This is a genomic window from Flagellimonas lutimaris (assembly GCF_051494225.1).
GTDB lineage: Bacteria > Bacteroidota > Bacteroidia > Flavobacteriales > Flavobacteriaceae > Flagellimonas > Flagellimonas lutimaris_A.
In genome coordinates, this window is the sequence record NZ_JBNPYE010000003.1 from 335,691 (window position 1) to 353,791 (window position 18,101).

Sequence of the window (18,101 nt, forward strand, 5' to 3'; positions counted from 1 at the left end):
AGTTGATGGTTTAGTTTGATAAATCTAAAAAGGATACCATCGTTTAATATTATATTTGTGCAAACTTTAAGAAATGGACATCACTAAAATTCCACAGATAAAACACACGGACAGCGATAATTTTTTCTTATTGGCAGGCCCCTGCGCCATTGAAGGCGAAGACATGGCCATGCGAATCGCTGAAAAAGTGGTTGCCATTACGGACAAGCTGAGCATTCCTTATGTTTTTAAAGGAAGTTTTAAAAAGGCAAACCGCAGCCGTATTGATTCTTTTACAGGTATTGGTGATGAAAAAGCATTAAAGATTTTGAAAAAAGTTTCGGAAACCTTTGAAGTTCCAACAGTAACAGATATTCATGAGATATCGGATGCTTCTATGGCCGCCGAGTACGTAGATGTACTTCAAATTCCTGCATTTTTAGTAAGACAAACCGACTTAGTGGTTGCAGCTGCTGAAACAGGAAGGGTAGTCAACTTGAAAAAGGGACAATTTATGAGTCCCGAAAGTATGCAACACGCTGTAAAAAAAGTAACCGATTCGGGCAACGATCAAGTTTGGATTACCGATAGAGGCACCATGTTCGGGTACCAAGATATGATCGTAGATTTCCGTGGAGTTCCGACCATGAAACAGTATGCTCCCGTGGTTTTAGATGTAACCCACTCCCTACAACAACCCAATCAATCTTCTGGGGTTACGGGTGGTAGACCAGCTTTAATTGGAACTATGGCTCGAGCTGGAATCGCAGCGGGTGTTGATGGCCTTTTTATGGAAACACATTTTGACCCTGCCAATGCCAAAAGTGATGGTGCGAACATGTTGGATTTAAGTCTGCTGGAAAAGTTATTGACTGACCTGACGGCGATTCGCAAAACTATCAATTCACTCTAAACAGTATTCAAACTGTTTAAATTTTTTATCTATTTTTCTATTTATCAGCATATTATAAATTCTATTTAATTATTATTTATAATTAGTCTAAATATTCATTGTGTGATTATGCATCGGAACATATATTTGCGCTACAAATTTATTTAGACTAATTACAAATAAAATGAAGAATATATTACTTGTCCTCAGTTTGGCTTTTTTTTACAATTCTCAAGCACAAACAGGAAATCTTAAAGGGAATATTAACGGCCAAAATAACAACCCCTTAGCCAATGTCAATGTGTCGTTATCCAAAACTAGTCTAGGGACAACTTCAAACAATTCAGGTGAATATCAAATAAGCAACCTTGCCCCTGGCTCCTATACTTTGACCTTTTCGATGGTTGGTTTTGGCACACAAAACAAAACGGTGACCGTTTACGCCAATCAAACCACAACTGTACAAACCATCACTTTGGTGGAGCGTCAAGAACAATTGAACGAAGTTGTGGTTGAAGGAAACCAAATCAATAAATACGCCCGCAAAACAAGTATTTATGTTTCCAAAATGCCATTAAGGGACATTGAAAATCCACAGGTGTACAACTCCATTTCAACGGAGTTGCTACAAGATCAGGTAATCACCAATTTTGATGACGCCCTTAAAAACGCTCCCGGAATTGACAAACTATGGGAATCAACCGGTAGAGGAAGTGATGGAGCTGGTTATTTCTCCCTACGTGGTTTTCCCGTGCAGCCTACAATGATCAATGGATTGCCAGGTCTTACTAACGGAAGTCCCGACCCTGCCAACATTGAATCCATTGAAGTAATCAAAGGCCCATCAGGTACTTTGTATGGTAGTAGTTTGATTTCTTATGGTGGTTTGATCAACATCAACACTAAGAAACCTTTCTATGATTTTGGTGGAAATATCTCCTATACTTCCGGCAGCTACGGATTGAACCGAGTAAGCGCCGATGTAAACACTACTTTGGGCGACAATAACAATATTGCGCTACGTGTAAATACCTCATACCACACACAAAACAGCTATCAAGATGCTGGATTCAGAAAATCGTTCTTCTTTGCACCATCATTAGCATTTCAGGCGAGTGATAGACTTTCGTTCAACATCAATACCGAATTTTATAATGGTAAAAGTACGAACCAAACCATGTTGTTCGTGGATCGTGGTTCGCCACTTCGTGTGACCAAATTGGATGAACTGGGCTACGACTACAAACGCTCTTACACGAGTAACGATTTGTATATCGACACGCCGACTTATAGCCTACAAGGTCAGATGAACTATATTTTGAGTGATTCTTGGACGTCCCAGACCGTTATTTCAAGATCTAATGCCAAGTCTGATGGTTATTACTCTTATTTATATGAGATTACCTCAACCGTTGAAGGACTTTCTGGAGCACCAATAGAAGACGGTATTATCTTGGGGCGCTACACCAGTAACCAAAACTCCAAAACTTTGGGAACCGACATTCAACAGAACTTTATCGGGGATTTTACTATTGGAACCATGCGCAACCGATTGGTCGTAGGATTGGATTACTTTAAAACTAGGACAATCAATAACAGTACCGGGTACGGAAACCAAGGTTTTGCCTATGTGGGTTCAAATCCAGATGAATTCCAAGCCGTTGCCCCTGCCCTTCATGATTATTTCGGAACCCCCATGGGAACAGGCTTATACGACTCCGGTGTTTTGACACAGGCTGGTGCCGATGCTGGAATCGCGACCTTGGCCAACCCAGGAGCACAATTCAGCGAAGCGGGGCAAGAGATTTTTAGTGCTTACGCCTCCAATGTCATCAGCCTATTGCCAGAATTATCCGCAATGGCCAGTTTGCGTGTGGACCGTTTCTCCAACGACGGATACAATCAAACCGCATTTTCACCAAAATTTGGTTTGGTATACCAACCTATTTTGAACAAAGTATCGTTGTTCGCCAACTATATGAACGGATTTAGCAATGTGGCTCCTGTAACCGAATTATCCAACGGAAATACATCAGTAAGGGCATTAAACCCAGAACACGCCAACCAATTCGAGGTCGGTACCAAAGTGAACTTGTTCAACGACAAGCTTTCTGCCACTTTGAGCTACTATGATATCACCGTGAGTGATATGGCGCAACGCATCGATACGGATGCCAACAACTATTTCTATACTCAAGACGGAGAACAAACCAGTAAAGGTTTTGAAGCCAGTATTATCGCTTCACCTGTTGAAGGACTGAACATTATTGCAGGATACAGCTACAACGACAGCAAATTGGTCGAAGGTGATGCCAGCTTTACTGGTTTTAGACCAGAAAGCGCTGGACCAATGAACTTGGCCAATGTATGGGCCAGCTACCAATTTACGCAAGGTGCTTTGGAAAACTTCGGACTTGGATTTGGCGGCAACTACGCCGGCGAGAACAAAATTTTCAATAGATCTAACGGTACGTTCACTATTGACGAGTACACGATTCTCAATGCATCTGCCTTTTACGATGCTAGGGATTTCCGAATCACTTTAAAGTTGGACAACATTGCGAACCAAGACTATTACAAAGGTTGGTCTACCATCAGTCCTCAAAACTTGAGAAGTCTTTCTGCCAATTTCACTTATAAATTCTAGTAAAACAAAATGAAAAAACTAATCGCAACCTTATTGCTCATTACATTGCCCATACTCTCGGCCTCGGCACATTACTTATGGATTGAAACCAACGGAACAGGAACCTTGGGTCAAACACAAGAAGTTCGTGTGCATTATGGAGAGTACACCTATGGTGTGATTGAAAAAGTGGAGGGCAAAGCATTTCCTTCAGTTTCCAAGTTTACCCTTTGGGTAATTGCTCCCGATGGCACAAAAACTGCGTTGAAAACAACAGCGAAGGAAGATCATTATTTGGCCAGCTTTACACCATCACAAAATGGCGTGTACACCATCGCATTGAACAACAATGAGATTGATGTGATTGATTATACCCAATACGACTTTGGGATTTTCAAAACACACTATCATTCCACCGCTAAAGTTCAAGTGGTAACCGATGGCGATACGATAACCGTAAATCCTGAGGGAATTGTGGTCAAGCAATTGAAAAATGATGGGAAGGAAATCAAGCTTCAAGTATTGTACAAAGATGAGCCCATTGCTAAAAACGAACTGAAAGTATATGTTTCCGATCTATGGTCCAAAACGTTGTACACAGATGATAACGGCGAGGTTTCCTTTGCCCTACCATGGGATTCTAAATACATTGTGGAGACCACTACCAAGGAAGAAATTCCAGGCTCCTACAATGGTGAGGATTATGAATTTATTTGGCACTGTGCCACCTATTGCATAAAACGATAAGCATGGCCACAGGTATTTCCCTTCTCACTTTTATAGCATTTTATTTGCTGTACAGCACCTCCAAAAAAATGTCGGCTGTGGGAAATCTAGGTTTTGAACAATCCATCGGAGCACATAGAAAAACCTCAAAATATATCAGTTTGGCCCTAATGATTTTAGCATTGGGGCTTAGCTGCTCTGTCTGGGGACTTGGTCCGGGCACCTTCACTTTTTTTATCCTTTTGATGACCATTGCCAGTTTGGTCATTCTTTTGACTCCCTTACGACTGCTGAACTACCGTTTTCTGGGCATCTTTTTTTTATGTTCCATCATTTTTGAAACCCTATTGTTTTAGACTATGCCAGCCAATAAAAAATATTTGACCCCTGCGCCTTCACAACGATTTGCCAAAATCACCGCTGCCATATTGGGCGGTCTTATGGTGTCCGTAATGTTCCACATGGCCTTGGCCAGTTGGTTCAACCACGTTGCAGTAATCATTACCAGCACCTTTACGGCCTTTATTCTTTGGGCTGTTTTAATGGTCATTGCCTTTTTGGGCAAAAATGGCTGGACAGTATGGGGCATTTACCTTTTGATAAGCATCGTGCTCTTTGTGTTGTTCTATTTTGAAACCAACCCGATTGTTTAAATTATGGGAAACCGCGTTTACAATATATTGTTCCACACGCATACCGTAAGCGGTATCGTAATCAGTGTTGCGCTCTATGTCATTTTCTTTACCGGTTCTTTTTCTTTTTTCAGGGATGAAATTGCCAATTGGCAACGTGGACATTCCGTAAGTCAGCAAGATGCATTGCCCGGCAGCGTTGACGGACATCTCAATGACATTTCCAAAGATTATAATCTGTACGGTCGGGATGTTGAATTAAGGCACTATTACAATGAACGAAGCATTTCCATCAACTTGGGAGCTACAAAAGACTCCTTGGCACCAGAGCAGGACAAGTCACCTGTTTTTTTCTATTTTGACCCCGAGGCCAAGACCAAGACCGATAGTTATGCAAACAATTACCACTTGGGTGAATTCCTCTACCGCCTCCACTTTTTGGATCAAATCCCCTACCCATACGGAAGAACATTGGCGGGGTTTGTGGCTTTCTTTTTCCTGTTTGCCATCATTACGGGAATTTTGGTGCATTGGAACAAGATTGTTTCCAACTTTTACACCTTCCGACCATGGGCCAAACTAAAAACCATGTGGACGGATGCTCATACAGCCTTGGGCGTGATTGGATTTCCCTTTCAGTTTGTGTATGCTGTTACAGGAGCTTTCTTTTTATTGAAAGGTATCTTGGTACTTCCTATGGTAATGGGATTGTACGATGGTGACCAAAATCAATTGTACGAAGATTTAGAATACAACCACCCTGTTTACGAATTCCAAAATAAAAAATTGGACAAAACCATCAACTTGGATCAATATGTTGCCAAGATGAAAGAAGAATGGGGTGATTTTAGGGTTACGGAAACCCATATTTTCAACTACGGCGACCAAAATATGCATGCCGCTATTAGCGGATACCTCGGTTACGATACCAAACTGAATGGTTTGGGCTACCGTATTTACAAAATTGCCGATGGTTCCATTGCACAGGAAAAAGTCCCGATTGCCCAAACTTCGTATTTGGATGGGGTAAAAAACATGATGTTCCGCCTCCATTTTGGTGATTACGCAGGTTATGGATTACGAGTGATTTCCTTTATCCTTGGATTGGTTTCATGTTTTGTGATTGTATCGGGTATTATGATCTGGCTCGTGGCACGGGACAAAAAGAACATTCCGGAAAAGCGAAGAAAGTTCAACCAACAAGTGGCCAATTGGTATATGGCAATATGCCTCACTTTGCTTCCAGTGACAGCTTTGGAGTTCATTATCGTAAAGTTTGCGCCAGAGGTGAATATGAGCTTTCTCTATCGAACCTATTTTTCGGTTTGGTTGGTGGCCACCGTGTTATTTATCCTTAAAAAGGATATTGCCTTCACCAACAAATGGACTTTGATTTCTGGTGGTATTTTGGGACTGTTGGTTCCGATAGCCAACGGAATTGCCACAGGCAATTGGATGTGGGTAGCCTATCAAAATGGATATCAGCATATCCTTTTGGTGGACCTGCTTTGGTTGATTTTGGGAATTGTATCGCTCTGGGTCGCTTTCTACAAATTAAACAAGAAAGAATCTAGGGCTGTCACCCGTTAAAAACCCAAAAAAATCATCTCTTATAAAACCCTTTATGCTTAAGCGAGTGGCATTCCTGTAAAACTTCCACCAACACCTCTTGTTCAATTTCTTCCAAAGTAAAATAGCGAAGGGATTTAACTACTTTTCGGTTTTCATCTACCATTTTATCCAAATGCAATGTTAAATGGGCCGAATTCCAAAAGGCAATGTCCACATACTTCTTTTTTTGGGAGACATTTAAATAGCAGATGGGCTGTTTGCCCGCATAAAAGCACGGGATGCCCCATTTGTACTTCATGTCTACCTCAGGAACAACAGACTCAATCACAGCTTTTAGATGCAACAAAATACTTCTGAAAGGTTCTTTCTGGTTGATGATATACTCTTCGGCTGGGTTCATTAATACAAACTTATTTGCGCTTGAACAGCTTTTTGACCAACTTCATTAGTAGAAGTGCAACCAAACCAATGACCAATCCAAAAATAAAATCTTTGAGCAAGGTGGGCAGACTTGGGAACAAATGGTGGAAAAATTCAATGTTATGGTTAAAGATTCCTCCAGACACCAACAATAAAGCCAGCGTTCCTACAATAGAAAGTCCTTTGATGATTTTAGGAAGTGCATTCACTAAAACTTTACCGACTTTGTCGGAGAAGCTGTCTGTTTGTTCATTTAGGTTGATGAGTCTATACCCGTAATCGTCCATTCGAACAATTAAAGCCACAATACCATATACGCCAACAGTGGCCAATAACGCTACCACGGAAACTGTTACTATCCGTATTGTCAAAGGTTCGTTGACCACGGTGCTCAATGCGATAATGACAATCTCAATGGAGAGTATAAAATCTGTGATAATCGCTTGTTTTATCTTTTGCTTTTCAAGCTCTGGCAACTCTTCCTCTGGAATAGCGATAGGATCTTCAACATATCCTTCTTCGTTACGGTGAAAAAAATATTCGTACACTTTCTCCGCGCCTTCGTATGCTAAATACACCCCTCCCAAAATCAAAATTACCGTAATGGCTACGGGCAAATAGGCGCTCAGCAAAAATGCAATCGGAAGAATAATCAATTTGTTCAATAAAGAACCTTTGGTAATGGCCCACAACACGGGAATCTCTCGACTGGACAAAAATCCTGTAGCTTTTTCGGCATTCACGGCCAAGTCATCACCTAAAATGCCAGCTGTTTTCTTGGTGGCAACTTTACTCATAGTTGCCACGTCATCCATAAGTGCAGAAATGTCGTCCAAAACCGCGAAAAAACCAGAAGCCATAAAAATCTTTTAGGTTAGTGAAAAGTCAAAGATTGGAAGCAAAATAAATAAATCCAGGCTTAACAGCCCATATTAAAACTGTAAAAAGCGTTATGCTCCTTCCATGGACAACAAAGTGGCCACCCAAATAATAACGGAAGAAAAGAAGATTCCGATAGTGTTCGCAGCAAATGCCTGTCGTTTTTTCATTTTGAAAAGATAGGCGGCAATGCTTCCCGCGTAAACTCCTGTACCTGGCAAAGGAATCATTACAAAGAGTACGATGCCCAAAAACCCGAAGCGCTGTATTTTTTTCCCTGACCCTTTCTTTGCTCTTTGGCCTACGTAAACAGCAGATTTTTTATAGAATCGCCATTTGACCAAATGCCGATTGACGTACTCCAAAAAGAACATCATCATTGGAAACACCAATACATTGGCTCCAAAACAAACAATAAATACCAAGTATTCATTTATTCCTTGGTACATTCCGTATGGAATGCCCACTTTGGCCTCCCCAAATGGTGAAAGGCTCCAAAGTGCCGCTATAATTAAATCGATGTGCAAAGTACCGAGGTTTTAAGCTGGCAAACCTAGCAAGGAATTTGCATTTGACAGCGTTTTAAACCCTTAAAAATTTATTAATTGTGATTTGGTTTTCTCTCAATTTTCTAGCTAAAACAACCTAACTAGTTTACCATCAGGTTAACAGTTTGTAAAATCTTTCCTTCATGACTGAAACCCATTGCAAGGTTTCATAGTTTTGATAAAACCATCATTATGAAATTCCAACCGTTTTTTATCGCATTGCTTGCCACCTCATTTCTTTTTGCCCAAGAACATTCACACCAAAGTTCAAGAGCTCTGGATTTTCCAGATATTCCCGGGTACAAAACCTTAAAGACCGATTTACACCAACATACCGTATTTTCCGATGGGAATGTATGGCCCAACATTAGGGTGATGGAAGCACTCAGAGATAATTTGGATGTAATTTCCCTTACCGAGCATATAGAGTACCAACCCCATAAAGAAGATATCCCGCACCCAGATAGGAACAGGTCCTACGAAATAGCTCTAAAAGAAGCTAAAGACCATGACTTGCTTTTGGTTCATGGGTCAGAAATTACCCGACAAAAACCCATTGGACACAACAATGCCATATTTATAAAAGATGCCAACAAATTACTGGTAAATGATGCAGAAGATTCGTTCGCCGAAGCCAAAAGACAAGGTGCCTTTGTATTTTGGAACCACCCCGCTTGGTATGCCCAATCACCAAAAGGTAATCCGATTCTTAGCGATTTTCAGAAAGAACGAATCCAAAAAGGAGAGTTGCACGGAATAGAGGTGATCAATACCGGGGATTATTCGGAAGAGTCGTTGGCCCTTGCCTTAGAAAACAACCTGACCATAATGGGTACAAGCGATATCCATGGCCTTATTGATTGGGATTATGTGGAGAAAGGGCTTACTCGTCCCATAACCTTGGTGCTTGCCAAGGAAAAAACCATGGAATCTGTTAAAGAAGCTTTGTTTGCAGGAAGAACAGTGGCTGTGTTCAATTCGTTGTTGGTGGGGAAGAAAGAAAATCTGGTTCCTCTACTCAATGCTTCATTAAAATTTGAAAAGGTCAAATACATTGACAATACTTCGATTTTAGAAATTACTTTAAAGAATGTAACCAGTAGTGATTTGATTTTCGAAAATCAAATGCCATATACCTTCTACTCGAGTTCACCCGTTTTTACCGTACCAGCGGGAAGCACCAAAACCCTTAAAATCAAAACCTTGGAAAAGAAAGCTGACCTTCAGATAAAGCTCAAAGCACTAGGGGCTTATATTGCTCCAAAAGAACATCCTATTGTTAGCTGGAATATTAGATTAAAAGAATAGTTTAAGCCACAGAAGAAAAAGAAGAACCATTGATTGCCTGGTCAAAGTCGGTTGATATTTTAAGGGCATATTCTTTTGGGGTTTTGTCGGAAATGGACACCCACTGTTTGTCTACGTTCACATCGAAATAGAAACTGGTAAAATCGGTGTCAACATCGAACCTGGACAACAGGAATCTCATGATCCTTGGTCTGAGGCTGTATTCCAAATCGATACAGGTTCTTTTCAGTGCTGGATTGTCATCTCCAGAAAATACCCAATTAAATGTCACTGGCTTCTGAGAATTAGGACATACAATATAGTAAAAAACAACCCATTATTAACTTTTAGGCCTTTTTTTAGGGTATTCGGCTATTCTTTACCGTCCACGTAATCCTGAAGGTAGGCATACCGAGGGGTCAACCTTCCATTTTGGGTCATCAGGGCCCTTTCAAGAAGACCATCTTTGTCCTCATTAAAAAATGATGGAATCACGTATTTGGAGAATGCTTCCCCAAAACCAACGCTGGCATCACGTGGTAATTCACATGGTAAGTTGTCCACAGCCATGACAGCAATGGCGTTTTCATTTTTAAAATCGGTCTCTGTTTCGGAAACAGGATCGTATCCGTAAATAGGCTCCGCAATGGTGGATGGACGAATAGTAGATGCTACCGGGCCATCGATATCGCAACTGATATCGGCCACAACTTTAATTTTAAAATCGGGCTGTTTTGCATCCTCCCGTGTATAGAGATAAGGAGCGCCGTCGCCATAAAAATGTCCCGCGATGTAGAAGTCGGTGACTTTGGCAAACCTGAAAAAGTTGGACTTATATGCCTCGGGGTTTTGAAAAAAATCGGCTTTGTTTCCACGCACCCCATCTTTCCGTTTATTATATTCGGAAGCATCTATCTGACAATATACCGGATAATTGAAATTTTCCTTTAAGTACTCGGTAACTCCAACTTGCTCCAATCCCATGGCATCGAGCATTTCCTTGGCACCATTGCCCACTCTTCCCCTACCGGTAAGTAATATTTTGATGTTCGGGAGTTCTATGTTCTTCAATTCCGATATCAAGGCCTGCTGATCTAACAAACTTTCTGCTTTGGGCAATTGGAACAAGTTGTACTTTAACCCGTAGGCCCTAAATCCGTTATAAGCACCTACAATTCCCGCATAACGGCCAAATGCCACAAGTCTACTCCCCTTTTGATTGGTTATGACCTCGTGGTCGTATAATTCGATGTTCTTCTCCAAAATCGCTCGGAGCAATTCTCTATTGTAGGGCTGCTTTTTGATGGTATGCGAAAAGAAGAAATATTTTTTGTTGGGAATCAATGCATCAATAGGAACTTCCTTTACACCCAAGAGTACCTCACAAGATTCCATATCCTGCACAACTTCGAGCCCATTATCGGCATACTCCTTATCTGAAAATACGCGAATTGGTGATGATTCAACAAAAATTTGGGCTTTGGGGAATTTGGAAAGGACATTTTGGCATTCCTCCGGTGACAGTACTACCCTGCGATCGGGTGGATTTTTACGTTCCCTGATGATTCCGAACTTCATAGATTATTTTGGTATAATTGTTGACCAAAATAAGGGTAATAGGCAGGGTAAGCAAACTTTTTATTGTTTGATGGATATGCGTTACCTTTGCCGACCGCGTTAGGGATAGTGGCAGGTACCGTGTACGGCCGATAGCCCGACCGAGATTTTGCAAAGCAAGTTCTTGGGAACGCCCACACTTCGACGGAGTTCATACTGAGCGTAGTCGAAGTACTTGGTGCAGACTAAGTTCTTTGATAAAAAAATGAGAGTTACGTTTAGGTCCTTTGACTTCGCTCAGGGCATAATTCGTTTATGGTAAGCAAGGCTTACCTAACTCATTATGGGGCCGACCGGTTTTGACAGCAAGACCAATGGCGATGTAAGCATGCCGAGCGCTGGGATATAGCTCGTTAATCTCATATTTCACACTTTTAATTGGCGAAAATAATTACGCTCTTGCCGCTTAATCTGAATTATAGTAAGATTAGCCTCGTCCCTACTAGGTAGGGAAGCGAGATGTTCCTGAATAGCCCTTGTTGACGGCGATTCGTTTAGGAGCACCAAAAAAGTCAACACAAGGGTGTTCGTTCGCTTTGGCGACACCTCTAAAACCTAAAGAAGATAAGTGTATATTAGGCCGTATCTGGTCAGGTATGCATCGAAAATTAAGCAGATACTAAGCATGTAGAAAGCGTGGTTATTGCTTGTTTGGACGAGGGTTCGAATCCCTCCGGCTCCACTAAAACCCCGTCAAAACAAAAATGGATAATTTTTTATCCACACTTTTTTATCTTAAAGATGAACGAAGGGATAAACACGGAAAAGCCCATATTATAAGGGATTTTGTAAAATATCAGTTCTTTTGTTTAAGTTCATTTTTAGCCTAAAAATGCTCTCAGTCCAATAAAACCAAGGAATTTTTAGCTTAAAATTGAATCTTGATGCTTTGAATCGAGAAATCTTAGGTTCTTTAAATGTCATTCTTTTGCATCTTGAAACAATTATCTTTTCACGGAAAAGTGAAAAACACATTTGTGATTTGGATAAAACTTGCCTCGCTCAGTAGTATTAGTTAGACAAGATTTGGGGCTTGCTGCACTCCACTTCGTTGCGTTCGCTTTGTTTGTATCTCCATTAAGAACCAGAAGATTTAAAGGCACCGTTTAATTTAACTTTTAGAGTGAAACGAGTCTACTGATTCTTAAGAGTTTACTTTTCCCGTACACTTAAATAGTTTACCTTATATACCCTTTTTTACCCCTAAGATGAAGTTCGGATATGCAAGGGTGAGCACAAAATCACAGAAACACGATTTACAGGTGGATGCCTTTTTAAAGGAAGGAATCAAACCCAAGAACATCTATGCCGATATTTCATCTGGTGCAAAAGCTGAACGAAAGGGACTCGATGAACTTTTATCCATTTTACGTGAAGGCGATACACTTGTGGTCTGGAAACTGGACCGAATTGCCAGAAGCCTTTCACACTTGACCAAACTCATCGAGGACTTTGAAAAAAAGGGAATCCACTTTAAAAGCATTCAGGAAAGTTTCATTGATACCACATCCCCTCATGGAAGGTTCATCTTCAATCTGTTCGCTTCAGTTGCCCAATTGGAAAGAGATATTATCATTGAACGTACACGGGCAGGATTGGAAAGTTCACGAAGGCGTGGTTTGAAAATCGGTCGGAAGCCTGGTCTCAGTAAACAGGCATTGAACAAAGCTATGTTGGCAGAACGATACTACAGGGACAACAAACTAAGTATTGAGGAAATCATGAAACTCATTGATGTCGGTTCTAAAAAGACCCTCTATAAATATTTGGCATATCAAGGCAGGAGAAAGTGTCTTGAGTGTGGAGTCTTATTCTGGGACAAGAAACAAGCTTTGGACAAGGCTTATTGCAAAAAGCACAAAAAGAAAATCAAAAGGTAACAATTGCTTGAATTGTAAGAATAATATGTATTTTAATGGTCTATAAGCACCATAACCATTAAAAGTATTACTTCATGAAGAAATTAATATTTGGATTGATTTCATTTATAATTATCGCTTGCAATTCAGAACCAAACAACCAATTTGAACTAAACGGGAAGACCAAGGACATTTTAGACGGAACAGTTCTTTATCTTGAAAATACCAGTTCTGGAAAGGCAATCGATTCAGCAGTTGTGGAAAACAATTCCTTCCATTTCAATACCGAATTGACAAAAAACCCTGTACAAGTGGTTTTGAATACAAAGGACTTTTCTCATTATAGATTTTTATGGTTGGAAAACAATCAAATGACTTTTGATGCCACAAACTCCGATTTCAGGAACGCAATTGTAACAGGTTCTGATGAGGAAAACTTAAGTTATAATCTTAGTATAGAGACTGAAACACTTCCTAGGGATGAAAGAACCCAAAAAGAGCAAGAGTTTGTCAAAAAGCATCCGAACAGCCTTCATGGAGCTTATGTGCTCTCGGTTTATTCTACGACTTGGGGCAAGGAAAAAACCAAAGAATTATATGACAATCTTTCAATAGAAAACAAGCGAACTGAATATGGTAAGAAAATAGCCAATTATATTAAACTCAATAAAAATCCGAGAATCGGAGATAGTTATGTGGACTTTGAAATGCAGGACATTGACGGTGGAATAAGAAAACTTTCCGAATTCAGGGACAAAGTGGTTTTGTTGGAGTTTTGGTCTTCTAGTTGTTTGCCCTGCAGAAAGGAAAACCCGAATCTAGTCAGAACCTATGAGAAGTATAATCCAAAAGGATTTGAAGTATTTGCCGTTTCTCAAGACACCAAAAGAGAAAGGTGGATTGAGGCAATTGAAAAGGACGGATTACCTTGGCTTCAGGTCAGTGATTTGAAGGGTCACGAAAATACAGCTTCTTTGATTTACGGAATTCATGCAATTCCCGACAACTTTTTGATAGACCAAAACGGAATCATTGTGGAGCGGGACATTCGTGGAGAAAAGTTGAATGCAAAACTGAATGAGCTATTAAACTAAACAAGTTCAAATAAACGATTGGAATGCACAAAGCCAATTTCATCTTACTATCAATATTATTGATTACTGTTTCTTGTAAACGTGAACAGATTGAGCCTTTTGAGTTATCCGTGGCAGATTACAATTACTCACTTGCTTATTCAGTTATTTATAAACTGACCAATGAAAAACTGATAATTACTTTTAGGGGTGAATTGGAAAATGAAAAAGACAGTGTTCTCTATGAAACATCTGATTTGCCGTATAACGAATTGATGAAATTGTCACAGGTTAATCTAGATAGTTTAGGTGTTTATTATTCAAATCCATGTATCTCTGACGGTGATATAAAGGTCTATAAATTCAAAAAAAATGGAATCACCAAACAAATACAAATGGAAAATTATTATCACAAGGATATAAGTCCCGTGATTGAGATGATAAATAAAATCGTTCCAGAAAAATTTGAAATGTACTATGACAAAACGGATTTGATTGAATCACTTGAACAATGTGGGGAGAGTTATATAAAAATATCATGGGATGAAAATCAATAAAGTTCAAATAAACGATAAATGGGTGGCTCAAAGTTTGTTAGGGCATTTTTTAATTTCATCGGAGCAGGTGCAAGATGGATTTGGGGTTCTATTTGGAGAAATCTTCTAAACAAGCGAAAATATAAATGGAAAGAATATCTATATGGCCCCGATAATCCAGATTATTTTGATGAGATGGGACATGGGTTTAACAATGTTTTGATTGGTATTTTGGTTTTATCTTTCATATTAATCCCAATCATAGAAATACTATTTAGATAACTCTATGTTTAAAATATAGTTCAAATAAACGATTGCCAGTAAGCTTAAATAATAGAGTCAAGAGTTGCATCATGCAACCCTAGTAATAAGAAATGAGTAGAGTAAAAGACTTTCTAGTTGGATTAGACGATTATGAATTGGCCTATTTCGCAAAATTCAAACTTCTGACCTACATGAAAGTTACTCAAATGGAAATCAAGGAGTATTTGGTTGAAAGGAACTTGAACGAGTCAAAAATTGACCGATTAATTTCAGAGAATCCAAAATCCAAACTAAATGATGATCGAGAAAGGTGCCCGAGATGCTATTCGGACAAAATCCGAAAAGATAAAGTGGAATGGACAAATACTAGTGGTGGAATAGGAATCGAAGACGAAGTTGCAACATGGGATGGATTTGGAGGCCGAGCAACTTATAAAAATGAAGTAATCTGTAATGTTTGTGGATTTTGGCTGGAAGATCCGAATCAGGAAAAACCGCTCCCAACTTCCAAAAAAGCTCTATATGGATTATGGGACTTTGTACTTGAAATGTTGAGGATTTGATAACGGATGATAAAAGATTACGAATAGAAATAAAGTTCAAATAAACGATTATTGTTTGGTCTATATAAACAAATCTAGGTAACTTGATTAAAAAACTATTCTTCATATTAAGTATCGGTTTTATTCTAGGCGCATGTGAGGGGAATCATATGTCTAATGATCTAGATAGAATTAAAACCATAGAACTTTTAACATTTATATTGAATGATTCCAGTGATCCATTTATGGAATCAGAGTGTATAGCTGAGAAAAACCAATTATACTACGCTGTTATCACTACTGACTTGCGAAATTTTATAAAAACTGAATTGGAGATAGTGAATGAAGAACACCTTAACAGGCAATTGGATTTATACAGGCATTTCAGGTTGACCAAAGATTTATCATTTGGAAAGAAAGTAATTACTGAAAATATGTTTGTTGATTTCAAAAATCGAGCGCAAGAGTTAAAACAAGATTTATATGAATGGCTGAACTCAATTTGTCAAAGTGAATTCATTTCAGTAAGTAAGCCAATCTTTAATGACTCCTATGACAAAGCTTTGATTACCGTGGGCAATATTTGTGGAGGAAAGTGTGGGGCTGGCGAAACGAGGACTTACGAATTGAAAAATGATAAGTGGATTATTGTAAAAACACAATTTGAGTGGATAGGATAAAAAAGAAAGGGAATAAATACGTCAGAATTAATAGAGAGAATTATTAAAGTTCAAATAAACGATATTCAAAACCAAGAAACTAGGCATTTAAGAAATGGCAATATATATCAGAACCATAGGGTTTAGAGAAATCGAATCAATTGAAAATGAATGCGATAGAATTTCAAAAATATTGGACTCGATTGTACTTGATCTGGACTTTTTAAATGAAAATCTTATTGATAAAGAATTGCTTAAATGGGAATTGGTCAAAACCAAATATCATAGCTATTTTGAACTGAAATTGGAACAAGACTCATTGAAAGTCTTTTTTGACAATCCCAATTTCATAGAATTCTTAGGCTCGAAAGGTTGGGATATTAGAGATTTTGGAGTAGGAGAAGACAATAGAAAATATTTAAATGGAGCCAAGGAGATTTTTAAAAGTATTTCACGGAATTACGGAATATCCGAATTATACTATTTTTCAGAATGGTTCTTCGACCCTGATTCAATTAGAGAGGGAGAAAATAGCGTTGATGACTTGAAGAAACTTCTAGAATCAAATCCTTATTCGGCAATGCCGGATTTTTGGGAAGAATGGCCAAATGGATATGTTGTTGAAAAACAAATCCAGTTTTGACAAAAAACCGAATTAAATGATTTTAATCTTCATTATTGGAATTTCCATAGTTCAATTCGGACTATATTTTCTTAATGCCAAATACAAAACTAAGATGCCGAATTTTGTAATTCTTTTGATTTTGTTGACAGGTCACTTTTTTGTTTTTCCAAAATTGTTCTACCCAGAACCGAGGACAGACGGAATCAATTGTGGAATGCCAATGTTGGGAGTAACACTGGGATTTTGGATATTCGGAACATTATCAGGCATTGTAGTTCATATTATTTGGAAATTAAAAACAAGTAAAAATAAAAGTTCATAAGTACCAATGGCTCTTATGAAAAGTATTGGCTAAATCTTATAAAGTTCAAATAAACGATTTAAACTAGTAGACATTCATTGCGAAAATATTGAAAATTCATAGCATAAATGAAAAGCGAAAACTGGAACTATTTCTTAATTCTTGGAGTTATTTTCACATTAGTGTTTGTTGGGCTTCACTTCCAGTCAGAACCAGTTAAATATAGATGGTTGCCGATTGATATACGAATAGTAAGGGTGATATGTTTACTAATTGCAATTATAAGCTTTGCTAGTTATCTGGGATTAAAAAAAAGAAATGATAAGTTCAAATAAACGATTAAGTAACATAAAATGGCACGAGTTTGATTAAATATTCGGCATTTTTCATTTTGATATTAATTGTAGGTTGCCAAGGGACTTCACAACCAGACGAAGCATTAGGTACTTGGAATTATTGTACTAGAGATGGGAATTATGAGGAATGGATTATTACAAGGGACTTCTTGTTAATTATATCAACAAAACCCAAGAAGTTTTTCCTTTTTCAAAATGAGATTAACGATAGTAGTTTGGTGATTTCAACAATCAAAGGGGAAATAAATTTACCAATGCCTAAGGATACCTTAATCACCTTAGTAGAATCAAAAGAAAAGTTGATTTTAAAAAACTTTTTTGAATCCGAACCTTTACAATTGAACAGAGTAGAATATGACTTTGAACCCATAGATTGGAAAAATTTGGAGTCTTGGAAGAAGAAAATTCACTCGGAATTTAAAAAAAGAGCGGCGCTTGAAAAATGTCCTGACTTAAGGAGTGATGAAGAAAAAAATATTCCAGAAATAATATTGGATAGTCTAAATCTATTGGGCGAAGAAGTACCAATAATCCCAATTAAAAAGAATAAACCACTGAATAATTAAGAGCTGCGTCAAAACAAAGTTCAAATAAACGATGAAGCGAGTCCGATCACTTCTGTCAATTACTGTGTTATTGGTTGTGCTTTTTAATATTGGATGCACTACCACAGAAGACACAATTACTCTCATACCAAATAACTATACA

The 18,101-nt window shown here is 38.6% G+C and carries 19 protein-coding genes and 1 other RNA gene; 15 read left to right on the forward strand and 5 right to left on the reverse strand.

Features of this window, described 5'->3' with window-relative positions:
- Positions 1-73: 73 nt before the first annotated feature.
- The 6 genes from kdsA (at position 74) to ACQQ5U_RS09860 (ending at position 6,445) form a co-directional block, all read left to right on the forward strand.
- Positions 74-892, forward strand: coding sequence for a 3-deoxy-8-phosphooctulonate synthase (gene kdsA / locus ACQQ5U_RS09835; protein ID WP_437397141.1), 819 nt, complete (start codon positions 74-76; stop codon positions 890-892).
- Positions 893-1,055: 163 nt separating this feature from the next.
- A complete protein-coding gene (locus tag ACQQ5U_RS09840) occupies positions 1,056-3,518 on the forward strand; it encodes a TonB-dependent siderophore receptor (protein ID WP_437397143.1) in 2,463 nt (820 codons plus the stop codon).
- 9 nt (positions 3,519-3,527) lie between these two features.
- Positions 3,528-4,244, forward strand: coding sequence for a DUF4198 domain-containing protein (locus ACQQ5U_RS09845; RefSeq protein ID WP_437397145.1), 717 nt, complete (start codon positions 3,528-3,530; stop codon positions 4,242-4,244).
- Between the two features lie 2 nt (positions 4,245-4,246).
- Entirely contained in the window at positions 4,247-4,579 is a 333-nt protein-coding gene (locus tag ACQQ5U_RS09850) for a hypothetical protein (protein ID WP_437397147.1), read from the forward strand.
- Positions 4,580-4,582: 3 nt separating this feature from the next.
- On the forward strand, positions 4,583-4,876 hold the full coding sequence (locus tag ACQQ5U_RS09855; RefSeq protein ID WP_437397148.1) for a hypothetical protein: 294 nt from the start codon (positions 4,583-4,585) through the stop codon (positions 4,874-4,876).
- Positions 4,877-4,879: 3 nt separating this feature from the next.
- Positions 4,880-6,445 (forward strand): PepSY-associated TM helix domain-containing protein, encoded by a 1,566-nt coding sequence (locus ACQQ5U_RS09860; RefSeq protein ID WP_437397149.1) that lies wholly within the window; start codon positions 4,880-4,882, stop codon positions 6,443-6,445.
- 13 nt (positions 6,446-6,458) lie between these two features.
- Here the strand turns inward: ACQQ5U_RS09860 and ACQQ5U_RS09865 are convergent, their stop codons facing one another.
- The 3 genes from ACQQ5U_RS09865 to ACQQ5U_RS09875 all read right to left on the reverse strand — a co-directional run bounded on the left by ACQQ5U_RS09865 (position 6,459) and on the right by ACQQ5U_RS09875 (position 8,253).
- Positions 6,459-6,827, reverse strand: a complete 369-nt coding sequence (locus ACQQ5U_RS09865) for a DUF1801 domain-containing protein (protein ID WP_437397151.1) — start codon at positions 6,825-6,827, stop codon at positions 6,459-6,461.
- A gap of 10 nt (positions 6,828-6,837) precedes the next feature.
- Positions 6,838-7,707: a DUF808 domain-containing protein gene (locus ACQQ5U_RS09870; RefSeq protein WP_437397153.1), complete on the reverse strand. Its 870-nt coding sequence runs from the start codon at positions 7,705-7,707 to the stop codon at positions 6,838-6,840.
- Between the two features lie 90 nt (positions 7,708-7,797).
- Entirely contained in the window at positions 7,798-8,253 is a 456-nt protein-coding gene (locus ACQQ5U_RS09875; protein ID WP_437397154.1) for a COG2426 family protein, read from the reverse strand.
- Positions 8,254-8,466: 213 nt separating this feature from the next.
- Here ACQQ5U_RS09875 and ACQQ5U_RS09880 point away from each other — a divergent pair, with 213 nt between their 5' ends.
- Entirely contained in the window at positions 8,467-9,582 is a 1,116-nt protein-coding gene (locus ACQQ5U_RS09880) for an Sb-PDE family phosphodiesterase (RefSeq protein WP_437397156.1), read from the forward strand.
- Between the two features lies 1 nt (position 9,583).
- Here ACQQ5U_RS09880 and ACQQ5U_RS09885 read toward each other — a convergent pair whose 3' ends face one another.
- A complete protein-coding gene (locus tag ACQQ5U_RS09885; protein WP_437397158.1) occupies positions 9,584-9,763 on the reverse strand; it encodes a hypothetical protein in 180 nt (59 codons plus the stop codon).
- Positions 9,764-9,933: 170 nt separating this feature from the next.
- Positions 9,934-11,139: an NAD(P)-dependent oxidoreductase gene (locus ACQQ5U_RS09890; RefSeq protein WP_437397160.1), complete on the reverse strand. Its 1,206-nt coding sequence runs from the start codon at positions 11,137-11,139 to the stop codon at positions 9,934-9,936.
- A 324-nt stretch (positions 11,140-11,463) separates the two neighbouring features.
- Between ACQQ5U_RS09890 and ssrA the strand changes: the two genes are divergently transcribed.
- The 8 genes from ssrA (at position 11,464) to ACQQ5U_RS09930 (ending at position 17,959) form a co-directional block, all read left to right on the forward strand.
- Positions 11,464-11,863: a transfer-messenger RNA gene (gene ssrA, locus ACQQ5U_RS09895) on the forward strand.
- 523 nt (positions 11,864-12,386) lie between these two features.
- Positions 12,387-13,058 (forward strand): recombinase family protein, encoded by a 672-nt coding sequence (locus tag ACQQ5U_RS09900; protein WP_437397162.1) that lies wholly within the window; start codon positions 12,387-12,389, stop codon positions 13,056-13,058.
- A gap of 74 nt (positions 13,059-13,132) precedes the next feature.
- Complete coding sequence (locus ACQQ5U_RS09905; RefSeq protein ID WP_437397164.1) at positions 13,133-14,131, forward strand: redoxin domain-containing protein; 999 nt, start codon at positions 13,133-13,135, stop codon at positions 14,129-14,131.
- A 23-nt stretch (positions 14,132-14,154) separates the two neighbouring features.
- Positions 14,155-14,667, forward strand: a complete 513-nt coding sequence (locus ACQQ5U_RS09910; protein WP_437397166.1) for a hypothetical protein — start codon at positions 14,155-14,157, stop codon at positions 14,665-14,667.
- 353 nt (positions 14,668-15,020) lie between these two features.
- The gene (locus ACQQ5U_RS09915) at positions 15,021-15,473 is read left to right on the forward strand and encodes a hypothetical protein (protein ID WP_090295830.1); all 453 of its coding nucleotides are present in this window, start codon (positions 15,021-15,023) and stop codon (positions 15,471-15,473) included.
- 83 nt (positions 15,474-15,556) lie between these two features.
- Positions 15,557-16,132, forward strand: a complete 576-nt coding sequence (locus ACQQ5U_RS09920; RefSeq protein ID WP_437397168.1) for a hypothetical protein — start codon at positions 15,557-15,559, stop codon at positions 16,130-16,132.
- Between the two features lie 94 nt (positions 16,133-16,226).
- Positions 16,227-16,754, forward strand: a complete 528-nt coding sequence (locus ACQQ5U_RS09925; protein ID WP_437397169.1) for a hypothetical protein — start codon at positions 16,227-16,229, stop codon at positions 16,752-16,754.
- 647 nt (positions 16,755-17,401) lie between these two features.
- Positions 17,402-17,959, forward strand: a complete 558-nt coding sequence (locus ACQQ5U_RS09930) for a hypothetical protein (RefSeq protein WP_437397170.1) — start codon at positions 17,402-17,404, stop codon at positions 17,957-17,959.
- Positions 17,960-18,101: the final 142 nt, after the last annotated feature.